The organism is Blastococcus xanthinilyticus (assembly GCF_008124835.1).
In the GTDB taxonomy this organism is placed as follows: Bacteria; Actinomycetota; Actinomycetes; order Mycobacteriales; family Geodermatophilaceae; genus Blastococcus; species Blastococcus xanthinilyticus.
In genome coordinates, this window is record NZ_VNHW01000005.1 from 257,167 (window position 1) to 275,410 (window position 18,244).

At 75.8% G+C, this 18,244-nt stretch carries 19 protein-coding genes and 1 pseudogene; 11 read left to right on the plus strand and 9 right to left on the minus strand.

All coding sequences use genetic code 11. The features are described from left to right. Positions 1-80: 80 nt before the first annotated feature. From moaA to BD833_RS10185, 5 genes are all read left to right on the plus strand, one after another. Complete coding sequence (moaA, locus tag BD833_RS10165) at positions 81-1,136, plus strand: GTP 3',8-cyclase MoaA (RefSeq protein ID WP_208092544.1); 1,056 nt, start codon at positions 81-83, stop codon at positions 1,134-1,136. A 4-nt stretch (positions 1,137-1,140) separates the two neighbouring features. Next, the gene (locus BD833_RS10170) at positions 1,141-1,383 is read left to right on the plus strand and encodes a MoaD/ThiS family protein (protein ID WP_166533006.1); all 243 of its coding nucleotides are present in this window, start codon (positions 1,141-1,143) and stop codon (positions 1,381-1,383) included. Positions 1,384-1,404: 21 nt separating this feature from the next. Next, positions 1,405-1,599, plus strand: coding sequence for a hypothetical protein (locus tag BD833_RS10175; RefSeq protein WP_166533007.1), 195 nt, complete (start codon positions 1,405-1,407; stop codon positions 1,597-1,599). A 53-nt stretch (positions 1,600-1,652) separates the two neighbouring features. Continuing rightward, on the plus strand, positions 1,653-2,174 hold the full coding sequence (locus tag BD833_RS10180) for a histidine kinase (RefSeq protein WP_243737572.1): 522 nt from the start codon (positions 1,653-1,655) through the stop codon (positions 2,172-2,174). 74 nt (positions 2,175-2,248) lie between these two features. Continuing rightward, positions 2,249-3,097, plus strand: a complete 849-nt coding sequence (locus tag BD833_RS10185; protein WP_166533008.1) for an SMP-30/gluconolactonase/LRE family protein — start codon at positions 2,249-2,251, stop codon at positions 3,095-3,097. Between the two features lie 6 nt (positions 3,098-3,103). On the opposite strand, the gene BD833_RS10190 is transcribed toward BD833_RS10185, so the two are convergent. The 8 genes and pseudogenes from BD833_RS10190 to BD833_RS10215 form a co-directional block, all read right to left on the minus strand. Continuing rightward, complete coding sequence (locus BD833_RS10190; RefSeq protein WP_166533009.1) at positions 3,104-3,514, minus strand: molybdenum cofactor biosynthesis protein MoaE; 411 nt, start codon at positions 3,512-3,514, stop codon at positions 3,104-3,106. Further along, complete coding sequence (locus tag BD833_RS10195; RefSeq protein ID WP_166533010.1) at positions 3,511-4,104, minus strand: nucleotidyltransferase family protein; 594 nt, start codon at positions 4,102-4,104, stop codon at positions 3,511-3,513. Before BD833_RS10195 ends, BD833_RS10190 begins: the two co-directional genes overlap by 4 nt. A gap of 12 nt (positions 4,105-4,116) precedes the next feature. Next, positions 4,117-4,572 carry a TOBE domain-containing protein gene (locus BD833_RS23520; RefSeq protein ID WP_481748696.1) on the minus strand — a complete coding sequence of 152 codons (456 nt, stop codon included), beginning with the start codon at positions 4,570-4,572 and terminating at the stop codon, positions 4,117-4,119. A 120-nt stretch (positions 4,573-4,692) separates the two neighbouring features. Continuing rightward, a pseudogene (locus BD833_RS23525) lies at positions 4,693-5,136 on the minus strand (ATP-binding cassette domain-containing protein); the annotation flags it as partial. 29 nt (positions 5,137-5,165) lie between these two features. Further along, a complete protein-coding gene (locus BD833_RS10205) occupies positions 5,166-5,969 on the minus strand; it encodes an ABC transporter permease (protein ID WP_208092553.1) in 804 nt (267 codons plus the stop codon). After that, positions 5,966-6,820 (minus strand): molybdate ABC transporter substrate-binding protein, encoded by an 855-nt coding sequence (modA, locus tag BD833_RS10210; protein ID WP_243737573.1) that lies wholly within the window; start codon positions 6,818-6,820, stop codon positions 5,966-5,968. The genes BD833_RS10205 and modA overlap by 4 nt, the downstream gene beginning before the upstream one ends. Next, positions 6,817-7,206: a TOBE domain-containing protein gene (locus BD833_RS22695; protein ID WP_208092555.1), complete on the minus strand. Its 390-nt coding sequence runs from the start codon at positions 7,204-7,206 to the stop codon at positions 6,817-6,819. The genes modA and BD833_RS22695 overlap by 4 nt, the downstream gene beginning before the upstream one ends. A 63-nt stretch (positions 7,207-7,269) precedes the next feature. After that, positions 7,270-8,061, minus strand: a complete 792-nt coding sequence (locus BD833_RS10215; RefSeq protein WP_166533012.1) for a polyprenol monophosphomannose synthase — start codon at positions 8,059-8,061, stop codon at positions 7,270-7,272. Positions 8,062-8,313: 252 nt separating this feature from the next. Here BD833_RS10215 and BD833_RS10220 point away from each other — a divergent pair, with 252 nt between their 5' ends. After that, on the plus strand, positions 8,314-8,577 hold the full coding sequence (locus BD833_RS10220; RefSeq protein ID WP_166533013.1) for a hypothetical protein: 264 nt from the start codon (positions 8,314-8,316) through the stop codon (positions 8,575-8,577). Positions 8,578-8,581: 4 nt separating this feature from the next. After that, positions 8,582-10,003, plus strand: coding sequence for a phospholipid carrier-dependent glycosyltransferase (locus BD833_RS10225; RefSeq protein ID WP_166533014.1), 1,422 nt, complete (start codon positions 8,582-8,584; stop codon positions 10,001-10,003). Here the strand turns inward: BD833_RS10225 and BD833_RS10230 are convergent. Next, a complete protein-coding gene (locus BD833_RS10230) occupies positions 9,941-11,179 on the minus strand; it encodes a glycosyltransferase 87 family protein (protein ID WP_166533015.1) in 1,239 nt (412 codons plus the stop codon). The genes BD833_RS10225 and BD833_RS10230 overlap by 63 nt on opposite strands. Positions 11,180-11,346: 167 nt before the next feature. Here BD833_RS10230 and BD833_RS10235 point away from each other — a divergent pair, with 167 nt between their 5' ends. The 4 genes from BD833_RS10235 (at position 11,347) to BD833_RS10250 (ending at position 18,187) form a co-directional block, all read left to right on the plus strand. Next, positions 11,347-12,570, plus strand: coding sequence for a DUF2786 domain-containing protein (locus BD833_RS10235; protein WP_166533016.1), 1,224 nt, complete (start codon positions 11,347-11,349; stop codon positions 12,568-12,570). A gap of 328 nt (positions 12,571-12,898) precedes the next feature. Continuing rightward, entirely contained in the window at positions 12,899-14,566 is a 1,668-nt protein-coding gene (locus BD833_RS10240; RefSeq protein WP_166533017.1) for an HNH endonuclease signature motif containing protein, read from the plus strand. Between the two features lie 140 nt (positions 14,567-14,706). Next, the gene (locus BD833_RS10245; RefSeq protein WP_243737574.1) at positions 14,707-16,416 is read left to right on the plus strand and encodes a RecQ family ATP-dependent DNA helicase; all 1,710 of its coding nucleotides are present in this window, start codon (positions 14,707-14,709) and stop codon (positions 16,414-16,416) included. A 106-nt stretch (positions 16,417-16,522) separates the two neighbouring features. Further along, positions 16,523-18,187, plus strand: coding sequence for a carbamoyltransferase family protein (locus BD833_RS10250; protein ID WP_166533018.1), 1,665 nt, complete (start codon positions 16,523-16,525; stop codon positions 18,185-18,187). The last annotated feature ends 57 nt before the right edge of the window (positions 18,188-18,244 follow it).

The following is an 18,244-nucleotide window of genomic DNA, read 5'->3' on the forward strand; positions in this document are numbered from 1 at the left end:
TCGGGTGGCGATCGGCAGCGTAGCCGGGTCCGTGGGCGGACGAGGCCGCACGCGTCGGTCCGCGCGGCTACATTCGGGCGGTGACCAGCAGCAGCCCGCTCCCCGATCCCCGGGTGCGCCTCCCGGAGGCGCCGCCCCCGGGCAGCGGCGGGCTGGTCGACCGGTACGGCCGCACCGCCACCGACCTGCGCGTCTCGCTCACCGACCGCTGCAACCTGCGCTGCACCTACTGCATGCCGCCCGAGGGCCTGGACTGGCTGCCCAAGGTGGAGGTGCTGACCGACGACGAGATCGCCCGGCTGGTGCGCATCGGCGTGGAGCACCTGGGCATCCGCGAGGTCCGCTTCACCGGTGGGGAGCCGCTGCTGCGCCCCGGGTTGCCCGGCATCGTGGCGGCGGCGACGGCGCTCTCGCCGCGCCCCGAGGTGAGCCTGACGACGAACGCGATCGGGCTGTCCCGCATGGCCCCCGCGCTGGCCGAGGCCGGGCTGGACCGGATCAACGTCAGCCTCGACACCATCGACCGCGCCCGGTTCAAGCAGCTCACCCACCGCGACCGCCTCGACGACGTCCTGGCCGGGCTCGCCGCCGCGCAGGCGGCCGGGCTGACGCCGGTCAAGGTGAACGCCGTCCTGCTGCACGGCATCAACGACGTCGACGCCGTCCCGCTGCTCGACTTCTGCCTGGAGCAGGGCTACCAGCTGCGCTTCATCGAGCAGATGCCGCTGGACGCCCACCACGCGTGGACGCGCGGCCGGATGGTCACCGCCGAGGACATCCTCGAGCGGCTGTCGGCGGCCCACACGCTCACCCCCGACACCGAGGCGCGCGGCTCCGCCCCGGCCGAGCGCTGGCTGGTCGACGGCGGCCCCGCGACCGTCGGCGTCATCGCCTCGGTGACCCGCTCCTTCTGCGGAACCTGCGACCGCACCCGGCTCACCGCCGACGGGCAGATCCGCAACTGCCTGTTCGCCCGCGAGGAGTCCGACCTGCGCACGGCGATGCGCGAGGGCGCGACCGACGCCGAGCTGGCCGACCGCTGGCGGATCGCCACGCTCGGGAAGCTGCCCGGCCACGGCATCGACGACCCGAGCTTCCTGCAGCCGAGCCGGCCGATGTCGGCCATCGGGGGGTGACCCGGTGTCGGTGACGGTCCGCTACTTCGCCGGCGCCCGCGCGGTCGCCGGCGTGGACACCGAGACCCGCGACGCGGGCAGCCTGGACGAGCTCGTGGGCCAGATCGTCGACGAGCACGGCGAGCGGCTGGAGCGGGTGCTCACCGCCTGCTCGTTCCTGGTCGACGGCACCCAGACCCGCGACCGGGCGGTGGCGCTGTCCCCCGGCGCGGTGGTCGACGTCCTGCCCCCCTTTGCCGGTGGCTGAGCTGCCCGGAAGGATGGAGCGATGAGCATCTTCGACAAGGCGAAGGCCAAGGCCGAGGAGCTGTTCGGCCGCGCCGAGGAGCTGTACGGCGAGTCGCACGGCGATGCGGCGGCCAAGGTCGACGGCGAGGCGCACCGGCTGGAGGCCGAGGCGGAGCTGGACACCGACCAGGATCAGCGCGAGCCGGGTGACGAGGGCCTGACCGGCGCCCGGTAGGGGCGGCGCGGGGGCCCTTCGTCCCTGTCTCACCCATGGTCACCGCCCGAATAATGGACGACATGGTTCCGGCGGGCATCCACGACGTCGCGCCGTTCCGTGACTGGACATCGGCAGCCGACGGCGCGCTGCGCTTCCTCCACGAGTACGTGGGCTGGGACGTGTGGGTGGTGACCCACGTGCAGGACGACCGCCAGGTGGTGCTGCGGGCCTTTCCGGAGCGGGCCGTGGCCGCCGGCACCGAGCTGCCGTGGGAGCAGAGCTTCTGCCGCCAGATGATCGAGGGCAACGCCCCGCGCGTGGCCACCGTCACCGCCGCCGTCCCGGCCTACGCCTCTCGCACCTCCGGCTCGATCCGCCACATCGCCGCCTACGTGGGCGTGCCGCTGGTCACCCCTGACCTGGAGCTGTTCGGCACGCTCTGCGGCATCGCCTTCCGGGCCCGGCCGCGCAGCGCCGCCCGGGAGCTCCCGCTCGTGGAGATGACGGCCCGCATGCTGAACACCCTCATGGCCGCCGACCTGCCCGGCCCCTCCCCCGCCGACCTGGCCCGGCTCGCGCCGGAGCGCCGCTGATCCCGCTGCGACACCGGCGCCGCCGTGGGCCATGATCGCGGTGGGTCGTGATCGCCGGGTGGCAGGAGCAGCAGGTGCGCGCTGAGCAGGCGACCGGATCCCTCGCCCACCACGGCGAGGGGCCGGTCTGGTCGCCGTCCTGGGGTGGCCTGCGCTGGGTGGACATGCTCGCCGGCGACGTCCTGACCCTGGGCGACGCCGACGGCGCCGTCTCCCGCCGGCACGTCGGCGACGTCGCCGCCGCGCTCCGCCCACGGCGGGGCGGCGGCGCGGTCATCGCGGTCGAACGGGGTTTCGCCCTGGAGGGCCCCGATGGCACGGTCACCGCCCTCGAGCCGCTGTGGGACGACGCCGGTGTGCGCATGAACGAGGGCGGCTGCGACCCGGACGGCCGCTTCTGGTGCGGGTCGATGGCCTACGACCAGGCGCCCGGGGCCGCCGCGGTGTACCGGCTGGACCCCGACGGCAGCGCCCACGAGGTGTTCGGCGGCGTCACCGTCTCCAACGGCCTGGAGTGGAGCCCGGACGGGTCGCTGGCGTACTACGCCGACACCGCGACGCACCGGGTCGACGTCTTCGACCACGACCGCGAGCGCGGGCTGACCGGGCGGCGGCCGTTCGTGGCGCTCGGCGACGACGGGAACCCCGACGGGCTGACGGTGGACGCCGAGGGCGGGGTGTGGGTCGCCCTGTACGGCGGCGGAGCGGTGCACCGGTACACCGCCGCGGGCCGCCTGGACGCCGTCGTGGAGGTGCCGACGCCGAAGGTCACCGCCTGCACGTTCGGCGGGGCCGGCCTCGACGAGCTCTGGATCACCACCTCCCGCGAGGGCATGGGCCCCGACGAGGAGCCGGCGGCCGGCGCGCTGTTCCACGTGCAACCGGGGGTGGCCGGGCGCCCGGTGCGGGAGTTCGCGGGCTGAGCCTGCCTACGGGCAGGCCACCCACTCCTCCTCGCCGTCGGTGAACACCTGCCGCTTCCAGATCGGCAGCCGCTTCTTCACCTCGTCGACGAGCTCGGCGCAGGCGGCGAACGCCTCGCCGCGGTGCGCGGTGCTCACCGCGCAGGCCAGGGCGACGTCGCCGATGCCCAGCAGCCCGACGCGGTGGCTGACGGCGACGGCGTGCACGCCGGGACGAGCCGCGAACTCCTCGGCCAGCTCGGTGAGGACGTCGGCGGCGGTCGGGTGCCCGACGTACTCCAGCTCGGTCACCGACCGGCCGCCGTCGTGGTCGCGGACCACCCCGGCGAAGGAGACCACCGCGCCCGCGCGCTTGTCGGCGACGGCGTCCTCGTGCTCGGCGACGGAGAGCGGCGCATCGACGACCCGGGCGATCACGGGCCCGAAGGTACCCCCGGCGGCGGGACGTCGAGGTCGGCCGGGTCGGCCAGCCCGGTGCAGTCGACCTCGGTGACACCTCCGGGGACCGAGTGCTCCGCGAGGTAGCGGCGGGCGCCCTCGTCGCCGGTCGCAGTCTCCGCCACGGCCGCCCAGTGCTCGCGCCCCAGCAGCACCGGATGGCCGCGGACCCCGTCGTAGGTGGCGACGGCGAGCGCGCCCGGGGCGGCGTGCGCGGCGACCGCGGCCAGCGCCTCCGGCGTCATCCCCGGCATGTCGACCAGGGTGACCAGCGCGGCGTCCACCGTGCCGGGGAACCCGCGCAGCCCGTCCAGGCCCGCGCGCAGCGAGGAGGCCATGCCGGTCTCCCAGTCCTTGTTCGCCAGGACCGTGGCCCCGGTCAGGTCGGCGCTGCGCCAGACGTCGACCGCCTGCGCGCCCAGGACGACGAGCACCACGTCGCACGCCGCCCGCGCCGTCCGCACGGCCCGCTCGACCAGCAGGCTGCCCTCGTACTCGACCAGCGCCTTCGGCATCCCGTAGCGGCGGCCGCCCCCGGCGGCGAGGACGACGGCGGCGACGCTGCTCATGCCCCCACCCTCTCAGCGGGCGTAGACGGCCACCTCGGAGGCCTTCACGCCGGCCCACACCTCGGCGCCGGGCGCGAGCCCCATCTCGGCGAAGGAGGCGGCGGTGACGTCGGCGACCAGGGGCACCTCGCCGTCGAGCTCGCAGCGCACCGTGGCGCCGTGCGGGGTCGCGCCCACCACGCGCTCCCGCCACAGGTTCCGGGTGCTCCCGTCGGGCCGGGTGGCGTACAGGGCCACCGACTCGGGGCGGATCGCGGCGAACACCGGGCCGCGGGCCTCCTCGGCCACGGCGACCGCTCCCCCGGCGTCGAGCCGCACGGTGCCGCCGTCGGCCGTCCCGGCCAGCAGGGAGAGCCCCACCAGCCGGGCCACGTAGTCCGTCCGCGGGCGGCGGCTCACGTCCGCCGGGGTGCCGGCCTGCACCACGCGCCCGTCCTCCACGACGACGACCCGGTCGGCCAGCGCCATCGCATCCACCGGGTCGTGGGTGACCAGCACGGTGCTGCCGGCGAAGGCGGCGAGGTGCCGGCGCAGCTCGGCGCGGACGGTCAGCCGCGTGCGGGCGTCCAGCGCCGACAGCGGCTCGTCCAGCAGCAGCAGCGCCGGCTCGCCCACGAGCGCGCGGGCGAGGGCGGCGCGCTGGGCCTGACCTCCCGAGAGCTGGGCCGGTCGCCGGTCGCCGGAGCCCGACAGCCCGACCCGGTCCAGCCACGCGTCCGCCGCCGCGCGCCGCTCGGCCCGCCCCGCGCCGCGCGACCGGAGCCCGAACGCCACGTTCTCGGCGATGCTCAGGTGCGGGAAGAGCAGCGCGTCCTGGAAGACCACCCCCAGCGACCGCCGGTGCGGCGGCAGGTGCGTCCCCGCGGGCGCGTCGTCCCAGACCGCCCCGTCGACGACGACGCGCCCGTCGTCGGACGCCAGCAGCCCGGCGAGCACCCGCAGCAGCGTGGACTTGCCCGCCCCGTTCGGCCCGAGGACGGCGAGCACCTCGCCGTCGGCGACCTCGACCGCGACGTCGAGGGCCAGCGTCCCCCGCCGGACGGCGATCCGCGCCGAGACGCTCACGCCGCCGCCCGCCCCAGCCAGCGGTCCCGCAGCAGCAGCAGCGTGGCCAGCGAGACGGCCAGCAGGACCAGCGAGAGGACGATGGCCGCCTCCGGGTCCCGCTGCAGCGCCAGGTAGACCGCCAGCGGCATCGTCTGCGTCGTCCCCGGGAAGTTGCCGGCGAAGGTGATCGTGGCCCCGAACTCGCCCAGCGCCCGCGCCCAGCAGAGCACCGCGCCCGCCACCACCCCGGGGGCCACCATCGGGAGGGTCACCCGGCGGAAGGTCGCCCACCGGTCGGCGCCGAGGGTCGCCGCGACGTCCTCGAACCGCGCGTCGGCGGCCCGCAGGGCGCCCTCGACGCTGACCACCAGGAAGGGCATGGCCACGAACGTCTCGGCGATGACGACGGCGGTCGTGGTGAACGGGATGGTGATGCCGAAGGCGTCGTCGAGCCAGCTGCCGACGATCCCCTGCCGGCCGAGCACGAGGAACAGCGCTACGCCCCCGACGACCGGAGGCAGGACCAGCGGCACGGTGACCAGCGCCCGCAGCACGCTGCGGCCCCGCACGCGGGAACGGGCCAGCACCCACGCCAGGGGGACGCCGAGCAGCAGCGACAGCACGGTGGCCAGGCTCGCCGAGACGACGGAGAGCCGGAGCGCCTCACCGACCTCGGGCCGGGCGAGCGCCGGGCCGATCGCCGACCACGGCGCCCGGACGAGCAGCCCGATCAGCGGCAGGACGAGGAAGGCGACCCCCAGCGCGGCCGGGACCAGCAGCGGCGCCGGCACGCGCGTCGTCTCCCGGGCGCGGCTCACCGCGTCTGCAGGATGAAGCCGGCGCGCAGCAGCGCCTCCTGCCCCTCGTCGGAGAGCACCAGGTCGACGAACGCCCGGGCGGCGTCGGGATTCGCCGCGCCGGATAGCGAGGCGACGGGATACCGGTTGAACGCCAGCTCGGACTCCGCGAACCCGTAGAAGTCGAGGCCGTCGCCGGCGGCGATGACGTCGGAGTGGTAGACCAGCCCGGCATCGACCTCGCCCAGCTGCACCTTCGTCAGCACCGCCCGGACGTCGTCCTCGTAGGTGTCCGGCGCCCCCGAGAGCCCGGCGGCGTCGAGGACCGTGGCCGCGGCGGCACCGCACGGCACCTCGGGCGCGCAGACGGCCACGATCGCCTCGTCGTCGAGGTACTCCGCCAGGGAGGGCGGCTCTGCCTCTGCCGACGGGACGGCGATACCGCCGGGGTTTCCCGGTGGCACCACCAGGAGCAGGGAGTTCCCCGCGAAGACCTGCGGATCGGAAGCGAGCCCGGCCTCGACCACCCGCGCCATCTGCGCCTCGTCCGCCGTGGCGAGCACGTCGGCCGGGGCGCCCTGGAGCACCTGCGTCGCCAGCGCGGAGCTGCCGGCGAAGCTCAGCCGCACCTCCAGCTGCGGGTTGGCGCCCTCCAGCCGCTCCTCGAACCCGGTGAAGACATCGGTGAGGGAGGCCGCCGCGAGGACGGTCAGCGTGCCGGTCAGCCCCGGGTCTCCCGGCTCCGACGGTCCCCGCTCGGCTCCCCCCGGCGGGGCGTCACCCACGGTGCCGCAGCCGCTGAGGGCGAGCAGGGCCACGGCCACCAGACCGGCCACCGGACCGGCCACCAGCCCGGCCGCACGGCGGCTCACGGCACGTCCACGCTGACCTGGGTGGCCTTGACCGTGGCGACCGCGCGCACCCCGGCCTCCAGACCGAGCTCGTCGGCGGCCTCGCGGGACATCAGCGAGACCAGCCGGAAGGGGCCCGCCTGGATCTCCACCTGGGCCATCACGGTGTCCCGGACGACCCGCGTCACGATGCCGGTCAGCCGGTTCCGGGCCGACGACGGCGTCGTCCCCGGCTCGGGGGCGTCGCGCAGCTCCGTCGCCACCCGCGCGAGCTGCGCCCCGTCCACGACGGCGGGGCCACCGCCACGCGAGGCGGTCAGCCGGCCGGTGTCGATCCAGCGGCGGACGGTGTCGTCGCTGACGCCGAGCAGGGCCGCTGCCTCGGCGATGCGGTAGGTCGCGGGCACGCCGCCACCATATCCGCATCCTCGGACAGCGAGCCCGTCAGAGTTCCGCGGATGCGGAACCAGTCACCGGGTCGACGCGGACACTGCGGGCCGGACGCTCCCCTGGCGACGCGGTCCGCGGTCGGCGTCCCGCCCGTCCTTGCCGAGCAGCGGCTCCAGCGCCCATCCGGTCACCCGCAGCAGCGCCTCGCGGACGATCCGGCCGCTCATCTTGCTCGTACCCAGCTCGCGGTCGAGGAAGACGATCGGCACCTCCACCACGCGCAGCCCCGCGGCGAGCAGCCGCCGGGCGACGTCGACCTGGAAGCAGTAGCCCTCGCACTGGACACCGTCGAGGTCGACCCGCTCCAGGGCGTGCCGGCGGAACGCCCGGAACCCGCCGGTCGCGTCACCCAGGGGCAGCTGGAGGGCCAGGCGCACGTAGTGGTTGGCCGTCCGGCTCAGCACCTCCCGGCGCCACGGCCAGTCGCGCGCCTCGCCACCGGGGACCCAGCGCGACCCCAGGACGGCGTCGGCCCCGGAGAGCGCGGACAGCAGCCGCGGGAGGTCCTCGGGGCGGTGCGAGCCGTCGGCGTCCATCTGGGCGACGACGTCGTAGCCCTGGGCCAGGGCCCAGCGGAACCCGGCCACGTAGGCCGGCCCGAGCCCGGCCTTCCCGGGCCGGTGCAGCACCCGCACGTGCGGGTCCCGGCCGGCGATCTCCTCGGCCACCGCACCGGTGCCGTCCGGGCTGTTGTCGTCGATGACGAGCAGATCGGCCTCGGGCACCGCCCGCCGCAGGGCCGCCACCGTGCGCGGCAGGCTCTCGCGTTCGTCGTAGGTCGGGACGCAGACGCACACGCTGGGGGACGGCATCCGCGTCCCATGCCCCTGTTCCGCGGTCGGGACACGCGCCGGCCGACATCGTTGCGACTCCGCGCCCGTGCCCCGGCGAACTCTGGCCGACACGGGAGCAAATGCGGGTCGACGCGGGTGGAAAAGCGCTGGTCAAGGCGGAAGGGGCCGTCCCGTGACGCCTTCGTTACCGGACTGTCGCGTGTAGCCCTGCCCTCAGCGGACATGCAAGGGACTCGTCCGTAACGCAATGCAACGTGACAGGGGAACGACATGAACAAGCTCACCCGCGGCATCGCCGCCGCCTCCTTCTCCAGCTTCCTGGTCCTGGGCCTCGCGGCCTGCGGCGACGAGGAGGGCGAGGTCGAGGTCACCGAGACCGAGGAGATCACGGAGACCGAGGAGTCGGAGACCGAGGTCACCGAGACCCTCGAGCCGACCGAGACCGAGACCGAGACCGAGGAAGAGGTCGTCGAGACCGAGACCGAGGTCAACACCGAGACCGAGACCGAGTTCGAGACCGAGACCAACAACTGATTCCGTGAGCACCGCCGCACCGGCGGAGCAGCGGACCGCGGGCGGCGCCACGAGGCGCCGCCCGCGGTCGGCGGTGGTGGTGCCGCTGGTCCTGCTCTGCATCGCCGCGGCCGTGCGGCTCTGGGACCTGGGCGACCCCGACCGCCTGTTCTTCGACGAGAAGTACTACGGCCGCGACTCGCTCGACTACGTCACCCGAGGCGTGGAGGAGGAGCGCCCGGCCCACCCGCCGCTCGGCAAGTGGGTCATCGCCCTCGGCATCCAGCTCTTCGGCTACACCCCGTTCGGCTGGCGCATCGGCGTCGCCGTCGCCGGGTCGCTGACCGTCCTGCTGGTGCACCTGTCCGGGCTGCGGCTCTTCCGGCGGACCGGCCCGGCCGCGCTCGCGGCCCTTCTGGTGGCGCTGGACGGGCTGGCGGTGACGACCAGCCGGATCGCCATGCTCGACGCGACGCTGGCCCTCTGCGTGGCTCTCGCCTTCTGGCTGGTGCTCCTCGACCGGGACGCCCGGCGCTCGGCACGGGGGCCCGCGGAACCACTCCTCCACTCGCTGCTGGGCTCCCGCTACCGGTGGCTGGCCGGCGTGGCCCTCGGGCTGGCCGTCGCGACGAAGTGGTCGGGCCTGCTCGCGGTCGCCGCCGCCGGGCTGCTCGTGCTCGGCACCGAGCTGGCCGGGCGCCGGGAGGGGCTGCTGCGCGGCACCCGGCGGGCCGCCGCCGTCGGCGCCGGCGCGGTGCTGAGCCTGCTGCTGGTGCCGGCCGCCGTCTACCTCGCCTCCTTCGCGGGCTGGTTCGCGAACTACGAGGCCAGCTACGCCGGGGCGCAGGCCTGCGAGGCGGGCGACTGCGCGACCGGCTTCGGCGACCGGCTGGACACCTGGTGGGGAACCCAGACCGCGCTCGTGGACTACCACCGGAACCTGGAGGCGACCCACCCCTACCGGTCGGACCCACCGGGCTGGGCCTGGCTGGAGCGGCCGGTCCTCGTCTACGCGGAGAGCTGCACCACCGAGCAGCAGGAGGCCGGCGAGTGCGAGGTGCCCCCGGGCACGGTCGCGCGGATCACGATGGTGGGCAGCCCCGCGCTGTGGTGGCCGGCACTGCTCGCGTACCCGGTGCTGCTGTGGCGCGCCGTCGTCCGCCGGGACGGCGTCGCCGCCGCGATCCTGGTCCCCCTGGCGCTGCTCTGGCTGCCCTGGCTGGCCGCCGGCAAGCCCGGCTACTTCTTCTACCTCGCGCCGGCCGTGCCGTTCATCGCCCTCGGGCTGGTGCGCGCGATCCAGGTCGGTCCGCGGCCGCGCCTCGTCGGGGCCGGGCTGGCCGTGCTCGCCATCGCCTGCTTCGCCTTCTTCGCCCCGATCTGGCTAGGGATCCCGCTGGACCGGGACGCCCTCGACCTCCGCTACTGGCTGCCGTCCTGGCGGTGACCCGCCCGGTCGGCGCACCACCTCGACGACCACCCAGAGCAGCGCGGCGGCGCGCAGGGCGAGCGCGACCGCGAGCACCGGGTAGGACACCCCCTCCCCGAACCCCGAACGGGCCGCGAGGTACGGGAACTCGACCGCGTGCACGAGCACGTCGCTCAGGACGACCGCGATGAACGGCCACGCCCGGCGCAGCACCAGCGCCATGAGCGGCACCAGCCACAGGGTGTACTGCGGCGAGTAGACCTTGTTGGCCAGCGTGAAACAGATCAGCACCGGCAGCAGGAGCTGCCACCACTCCTCCGGCCGGCGGTGCCGGATCCCGAGGGCGACGACCGCGACGGCGGCCACCCCGAACACCGCCAGGCCGGCGACGTCGAGCGCGGCCGGCCCGAGTTGCGGGCCGCCCAGCCAGGCGAGCAGGAACCACAGGCTGTCGACGTGCATGCCCCGCTCGCCGCTGAGCTCGTAGAACCGGTTCCAGCCGTCCGGGGCCAGCAGGACGCCCGGCACGTGCACCGCGGCGAACACCAGCACGGCGGCGCCCCCGTGCAGGAGGGCGGCCCGGCGGCGACGCCGGGCCAGCAGCGCCAGCACGACCAGCGGCACCAGGAATCCGGGGAAGATCTTCGCCGCCGCGCCGAGCCCGGCCAGGGCGCCGGCGGCGGTGTCCCGGCCGCGCCGGTGCAGCAGCACGGCTCCCAGCAGCAGGGCGACCGGCAGCGTGTCCCAGTTGAAGAAGGCGTACAGGAACAGGGTCGGCGCGGCGGCCCACCACAGCAGCCGGGCCTGGCCCAGGCCCAGGCGCCGCAGCAGGGCCAGCGAGGCCAGCACCTCCGCCACCACGAAGACGCCGTTGACCGCGGAGAAGGTCGTGACCGTCGCCGTGCCGGGCAGCGCGTGGGCGAGGGCGGACGCCAGCCAGATGCGCACCGCGAGCACCGGTGGGTACTCCAGCGGCAGGGCCCCGTAGGGGCCTGCCCCCTCGTCCAGGCCCCGCCGGAACCACAGCGGGGCGATGTCGGAGTAGCAGTACCCGTAGTACTGCTCGCCGTCGGCCCAGCCGCCGTCCAGGCACCACGCCCTCGACCACCACCCACCGGCGAGCACGAGCAGGGCGACGGCGACCACCGCGATCTCCCCGGTGCGCCGGGCCCCCGGACCCCTGCCGCCGGTCATCGCCCTCCCTCCTCGCCCTCCGGCGTCCCAGGTCCGGGACGGCGCGGCTCGGGACGACACTGCCCGCACCGGCCCGGTCCCGCACGGCCGGGCCGATCCTGTGGACACGGCGGCCTGTCCACAGCTGCTCGCGGGTGCCCCGCGGCGAGGCGGGCACCATGCCCGGCGTGATCGACGACGCGTGGACCGCCGACCTCCTCCGGCACCGGAGCAGCCTGCTCACCGATGCCGCCGTGGCCCAGGAGCTGGCCGTGGCCCTCGCCGCCCACGACCCGACGGTCGACGGCGGCGGCATCGCCACCGCCGCGCTGCTCGACGCCCTCGACGGGGCCTGGGAGCGGGGCTGGCAGCCGGCCGACATCGCACAGGCGGCACGACGGGGGGCGACCGCCGGGGCCGTTCCGCTGGTGATCGCGCTGATCGGCGCGCACGCGCGGCGGACCGACGCGGTGGTCCGCGCGCCGGAGGAGTGGGTCGCCCAGCTGCGGGAGCTGGGCACGCTCTCCCCCGGGGACGCCGCGGTGGTGGCCGGCTGGCACCGGGCGGAGCGCCGGCCCCCGGCGGAGGCGTGGCGGATCGTGCTGCGGCTCGCGGGGGTGCTGGGCACCGCGCCGCGGATCGAGGTGCTGATCCCGCCGCCGTCGCGGTGGGCCGCCGCCCGGCCGCGGTCGGGCGGTACGCCGCCCGGCGGACCGGCGTCGGGGGACGACCGCGTGCTGCGCCGGATCCGCGGCCTGCTGGTCAAGGCGGAGTCCACCGAGTTCCCCGACGAGGCGGAGGCGCTGACCGCCAAGGCGCAGGAGCTGATGACCCGGCACGCGGTGGACGGTGCCCTGCTGGCAACCGGCGCGGCGCCCACGGCGGCGGTGGGCACCCGCCGGGTGCACGTCGACGACCCGTACGTGCGCGCCAAGACGCAGCTGCTGGCGGCCGTCGCGGAGACCAACGACGTCCGGCTGGTCTGGTACCAGGGCCTGGGCATCGCCACCCTGGTCGGCGTGCGGGCCGACCTGGACGCGGTCGAGCTGCTGTTCACCTCGCTGCTGCTCCAGGTGGCCCAGGCGCTGGCCGTCGCCGAGAGGGAGGGTGCCGGGCGGGCGTCGGCGCGGACCTTCCGCAGGGCCTTCCTGCTCGGCTACGCGCACCGCATCGGGGAGCGGCTCGGAGCGGCGCGCCGCCGGGCCACCGCGGACGCAGCAGCCGAGCGCGGGGTCGACCTCCTGCCGGTGCTGCGCTCCCGCCGGGAGGCGGTCGACAGCGCCGTCGCAGAGCTCTTCCCGCGGGTGCGCGCGAGCCGGAGCCGCGCCACGGTCGATCCCGGTGGCTGGTACGCGGGGCAGGCCGCCGCCGAGCGGGCCGAGGTGGGCCCGCACCGCCCGCCGATCCGTTGAGGCGGGGCGCCCGCGCCGGCCGCGTTCCCGCGGGAACGCGGCGCACGCCCCTCCCCGCAGCGCCGGAGCGCGCCTCCGACCGTTCGCGGACACGTTCCCGCGAGAACGCCGCGCAGGGGCCTGGGCCACAGCCGGACCCGCCACACGTTCCCGCGGGAACGCCCCCTGCACGGCCCGGGCCACCGACGCACGCCGTGCCACTCGCTCTCGAGGGGTCGCTGACCGCATGGCCGGGGCCAGCGACGAACCGCCGTGCCCGCGTTCCCGCCGGAACGTCCCGAGGCTCTGAACAGCGGGTTCTGTCAGCACCCTTCCCTAGTCTCCGGACATGCGTTCGAACGACAGCGGCGGTGCGGCGCCGATCGAGGACCTGGCGGCGGCGATCAGCTCCGGGGCCGTGCGGCTGGCCGCCGCGACGGCCTCCTGGCTGCGGCTGGTCGCCGAGTTCGACGAGCGCGGCGGCTGGCACGGCGTGGGCATCCGCTCCTGCGGCCACTGGCTGGCCTGGCAGTGCGGCCTCGGGCCGGGCGCGGCCCGGGAGCACGTCCGCGTCGCCCGGGCGCTGCGCGGCCTGCCGAGGATCGAGGCGGCGTTCGCCGCCGGGCGGATCTCCTACTCGAAGGTCCGCGCCCTGACCCGCATCGCCGACCCGGACTGCGAGACCGCCCTGCTGGAATTCGCGACGTCGGCCAGCGCGTCCCAGACCGAGCGGTTCTGCCGCGAGTGGCGCCGCGTCGACGACGCCGCCGGCCCTGGCGGGGACAGCAGGCGAGTCGAGGAGAGCCAGTCCTTCCGCTCCTGGACCGACGACGAGGGCTTCCTGGTGCTCCAGGTCCGGATGCCCGTGGAGACCGGCGCACCCCTCCTCGCCGCCATCGACTCGCTCGCCGAGCGGGATGCCCGCCGGGAGCGCGCCCTCCGCGCCAAGGCCGTGGCCGGGCATGCGGCGATCCGGGCCGCCGGCGGCTCGGTCGACGAGGACGTGGCGGACCGCTGCGCCGACGACGTCGCCGCGGGGTTCGCGCGTGAGCGCACCGCCGCGCGGCGGATCACCGCCCTGGCCGCCCTGGCGGAGGCCGGCGTCGAGCTGGACCGCCGGCCGGGCGACCCGCCACGGCGGGAGGTCGTCATCCACGTGGACGCCGCCGTGCTCGCCGACGACACCGCCGCCGGGCGCGCGTACTACGAGGGCGGCCCGCCGGTCACCGGCACCCAGGCCCGCCGGATCCTCTGCGAGGCGACCGCGGTGGCGATGATCGAGAGCGGCCGGGAACCGCTGGTCGTCGGCCGGCGGCGGCGCCGCGCCACGAAGGCACAGCGCCGGGCCCTGCTGCGCCGCGACGGCGGCTGCGCGCGCCCCAGCTGCCCCGAGACCCGCCCGGAGCGGCTGCACGCCCACCACCTGCGGCACTGGCTGGCCGGCGGGCGCACCGACATCGACAACCTGGTCCTGCTCTGCGATGCCGACCACGGGCTGGTGCACGACCTCGGCCTGGTGCTCACCCGCCGCGACGGCGGGCTGGTCGTCACCGCGCCTGACGGCACCCGGGTCTGGGGCGGCGCCGACGCCGCGTTCGCGGGGGGCCTGCACGGCGCCCCGACCACCCCGGCCGGCGGCGCGGACCCCTATGCCGGCGTCGCACCCTTCGACACGACCGTCGGCAGGCGGCCGGCCGAGGCACCGGCGCCCGACCGGGAACGTCGCCGCCCCGCACCACCGACCCGGCCCGCGCCACCGGCCCGGCGCTGCTCGCCACTCCCCGGCCCCGCAGGGCCGGGACGGTCGCGATCCCGGCGCGCCGGCGCTCCGCGGACCACGGTCGGCGTGGCCCGCGAGAGCGTCCGGCTCGGCCGGGTCCTCTTCCCGGACGGCCCGCCCGATCTGGCTCCGCCCGCGCCACTGCCCTTCGACCGGCTGGACATGGCCTTCGCCATCGGCGTCCTCATGGGCAACCGCGACGCGGCCCGCCGTCGGACGATGGTGGCCGAGGAGTGACCGCCGTCCACGGCGTTCCCGCGGGAACGCACGGGGGCCCGCGCACCGTGAGCCGGCGCACCGAGTGCCGGCCCACCGTGGGCCAACGCCCTGGGCCAGCGCACCGTTTGCCGCCCCCGCCCGCCGGGGAGAGGCTGCCGGTGCTTTCACCCTCCGGGCGGGAGAACCCCGCCGGCGCCTCGGCATCCGTCCGCACCCGCCGCATCCGGGAGTTCGCCCGCGAGGTGCTCGGCTACACCGAGTTCCGCCCCGGGCAGGAACGGGCGATGCAGGCGGTCGTCGGTGGCCGGGACACCCTCGCCGTCCTGCCCTCGGGGGCCGGCAAGACAGCGATCTACCAGGTCGCCGGACAGCTGCTCGACGGGCCGGTGCTGGTCGTCTCGCCGCTGATCGCCCTGCAGCGCGACCAGGTCGAGCGGCTGACCGAGCTCGAGGGCGAGGCCGGGCGGGCCGCGCAGCTGAACTCCAGCCTGTCGGCCGCCGACCAGCGCGAGGCGCTCGCCGGTGTCGGTGACGGAACGGTCCGCTTCCTCTTCCTCGCCCCGGAGCAGCTGGCCAAGCCCGACGTCGTCGACTCCATCGCGGCGGCCCGGCCGGCGCTGTTCGTCGTCGACGAGGCGCACTGCGTCTCCGCCTGGGGCCACGACTTCCGCCCCGACTACCTCCGGCTCGGCGGGGTCATCGAGCAACTGGGCCACCCGACCGTCCTCGCGCTCACCGCCACCGCCGCCCCACCGGTGCGCGCCGAGATCGTCGAGCAGCTCCGGATGCGCGACGCCGAGATCGTCGTCGCCGGCTTCGACCGCCCCGAGATCCGGCTGGAGGTCGACCACTACGCCGACGCGCACGCCAAGGAGGAGGCCGTGCTCGACCGGGTGCTGACCGAGATCGGCGACGGCCGCGGCCCCGGCATCGTCTACAGCGCCACCCGCAAGGGCACCGAGCAGGTCGCCGGGCAGCTCGCCGACCGGGGGCTGCGCACCCACGCCTACCACGCGGGCCTGAGGAAGAGCGAGCGCGAGGCGACCCAGCGGGCGTGGATGGAGGACGAGCTGGACGTCGTCGTGGCCACCACGGCCTTCGGCATGGGCATCGACAAGCCCGGCACCCGGTTCGTGATCCACTCGGAGCCGGCGGACTCGGTCGACAGCTACTACCAGGAGATCGGCCGGGCCGGCCGGGACGGGAAGCCCGCGCTGGCGGTGCTCGTCTACCGCCAGGAGGACCTCGGCCTGCGCCGCTTCTTCGCCGCCGGGACGCCCGCGGAGGAGGAGCTGCAGCAGGTCGCCGGGCTGGTCGCCGCCGCGCCCGCCGCGGGCCTGGAGGACGGCGTCGACGTCAAGACCCTGCGCGAGGAGACCGGCCGGGCGGCGACCCCGCTGGCCCGCGACCTCAACCTGCTCGAGCGGGTGTCCGCCGTCGTCCTGGACGAGGACGGCGCCGCCCACCCGGCCGACGACGCCCCCGCGCCCGGGGAGGCGGCCGCCGCCGCCCGGGAGCTCGCCGAGCACCACGAGAAGGTGGACCAGAGCCGGGTCGAGATGATGCGCGGCTACGCGGAGATCACCGAGTGCCGCCGCCGGTTCCTCCTGGGCTACTTCGGCGAGCAGCTGGCCGAGCCCTGCGGCAACTGCGACAACTGCACGGCCGGCACCGCGTACGAGCCCGCCGCGGCCGACGCCGACGCCCCGTTCCCGGTCGAGACGTCCGTGGAGCACAGCGAATGGGGCCCCGGGATCGTGATGCGGGTGGAGGACGACCGGCTCACCGTGCTGTTCGACGAGGTCGGTTACAAGACCCTCGCCGTGGCGGCCGTCGTCGAGCACGACCTGCTGCACCGGCGCGGGTGAACGCCGGCCGGCTCGACCTGCGGGACGGCGCGGGCAGGCCCATGATCAACACAGGTCTCCGGGCGCCATTCCCGTCATCCGGCGCCCGATCGGGAGGAGCACGCGCGTGAAGGTCCTGGGCATCAACGCCATCTACCACGACCCGGCGGCGGCGCTGGTCGTCGACGGGAAGGTCGTGGCGGCGGCGGAGGAGGAGCGCTTCAGCCGGCGCAAGCACGGCAAGCGCCCCCTGCCCTGGAGCGCCTGGGAGCTGCCCGAGCTGTCCGCGGCCTGGTGCCTGAAGGAGGCCGGCATCCGCCCGGAGGAGCTGGACGCGGTCGCCTACTCCTTCGACCCCGGCCTGATGACCACGCCCGAGGAGACCGGGCTGTTCGACGACGGCGACGTCATGCGCAAGAAGTACGCCGAGATGGCCCCGGACTTCCTGGCCCACGCCCTACCGGGCCTTGACCCGGCGCAGGTCCGCTTCGTCGCGCACCACGTCGCGCACGCCGCCTCCGCCGGGCTGGCCGCACCGGTGCTGGGCGGCCGGCGGGACAACTCGGTCCTGGTGCTCGACGGCCGCGGCGAGGCGCACAGCCACCTGGCCGGCCGCTACGTCGACGGGCAGCTGGAGGTGCTGGCCGGCCAGTCGCTGCCGCACTCCCTCGGCCTCATGTACGAGGACCTCACCGACCACCTGGGCTTCCTGCGCAGCTCCGACGAGTTCAAGGTCATGGCGATGGCCTCCTACGGCAAGCCGCGCTTCGTCGGCGACCTGGCCGAGCTGATCCGGGCCACCGACGACGGCGGCTTCCGCACCGAGAAGATCGACTTCGCCGAGTTCGCGCCCCGCCTGGGCAAGGGCGACCAGTGGACCTCCGACCACGCCGACCTGGCGGCCAGCGTGCAGCAGCGGCTGGAGGAGGTGCTGGTCGACCTGGCCCGCTGGGTGCACGAGCAGACCGGCGACCGCACCCTCACCCTCGCCGGTGGCACCGCGCTCAACTGCGTGGCCAACACCCGCATCCTGGCCGAGAGCCCGTTCGAGGAGGTCTGGGTGCAGCCCGCCGCCGGCGACGCCGGCACGGCGCTGGGCGCCGCGCTGCACGTGGCCCGGGAGCTCGGCGAGCAGACCTCCCCGATGCCCGGCGCCGCCCTGGGCCGGGGCTGGTCGGACGACGAGATCGAGCAGGTGCTGATCACCGCGGCCATCGACTACGAGCGCCCGGACGACGTCGCCGAGGCCGTCGCCGAGGTGCTCGCCGACAACGGCATCGTCGCCTGGTTCCAGGGCCGCAGCGAGTACGGTCCGCGGGCGCTGGGCCACCGGTCGCTGATGGCCCACCCCGGGTACGAGGCCAACCTCGAGCGGATGAACGACGTCAAGGGCCGGGAGCAGTTCCGCCCGGTGGCCCCGATGGTGCTGCTGGAGAAGGCGCCGGAGATCTTCAGCCGGGGCCCGATCCCCTCCCCCTACATGCTCTTCGTGCACGACGTGGCCCCGGAGTGGAAGGACCGGATCCCCACGGTCACCCACGTCGACGGGACGGCGCGGATCCAGACCATCGACCGGGAGACCGAGCCGCTGGTCCACCGGATGATCTCCGCCTTCGAGCGGCGCACCGGCGTCCCGGTCGTGGTGAACACCAGCCTGAACACCGCCGGCCGCCCGATGGTCGACGACCCGAGGGACGCCCTGGAGTGCTTCGGCTCCGCCCCGGTCGACCTGCTGGCCATAGGCCCGTTCGTCGTCCGCCGCCCGAAGCGGACCCCCCGCCCCGGGGACTGACGCCCCGCCCGCGCCGGGCTGGGAAGCGGCAGGTGACGGTTCGGACACAGCCGTCGC

Bases quoted from the DNA above. Each gene is read 5' to 3' on its own strand.
- BD833_RS10175 (WP_166533007.1), top strand. From the start codon at position 1,405: ATGAGCATCTTCGACAAGGCGAAGGCCAAGGCCGAGGAGCTGTTCGGC.
- BD833_RS23520 (WP_481748696.1), bottom strand. From the start codon at position 4,572: ATGGCGCTGGCCGACCGGGTCGTCGTCGTGGAGGACGGGCGCGTGGTG.
- BD833_RS10180 (WP_243737572.1), top strand. From the start codon at position 1,653: ATGGACGACATGGTTCCGGCGGGCATCCACGACGTCGCGCCGTTCCGT.
- BD833_RS10230 (WP_166533015.1), bottom strand. From the start codon at position 11,179: ATGACCGGCGGCAGGGGTCCGGGGGCCCGGCGCACCGGGGAGATCGCG.
- BD833_RS10215 (WP_166533012.1), bottom strand. From the start codon at position 8,061: ATGCCGTCCCCCAGCGTGTGCGTCTGCGTCCCGACCTACGACGAACGC.
- BD833_RS10240 (WP_166533017.1), top strand. From the start codon at position 12,899: ATGCGTTCGAACGACAGCGGCGGTGCGGCGCCGATCGAGGACCTGGCG.
- BD833_RS10220 (WP_166533013.1), top strand. From the start codon at position 8,314: ATGAACAAGCTCACCCGCGGCATCGCCGCCGCCTCCTTCTCCAGCTTC.
- BD833_RS10195 (WP_166533010.1), bottom strand. From the start codon at position 4,104: ATGAGCAGCGTCGCCGCCGTCGTCCTCGCCGCCGGGGGCGGCCGCCGC.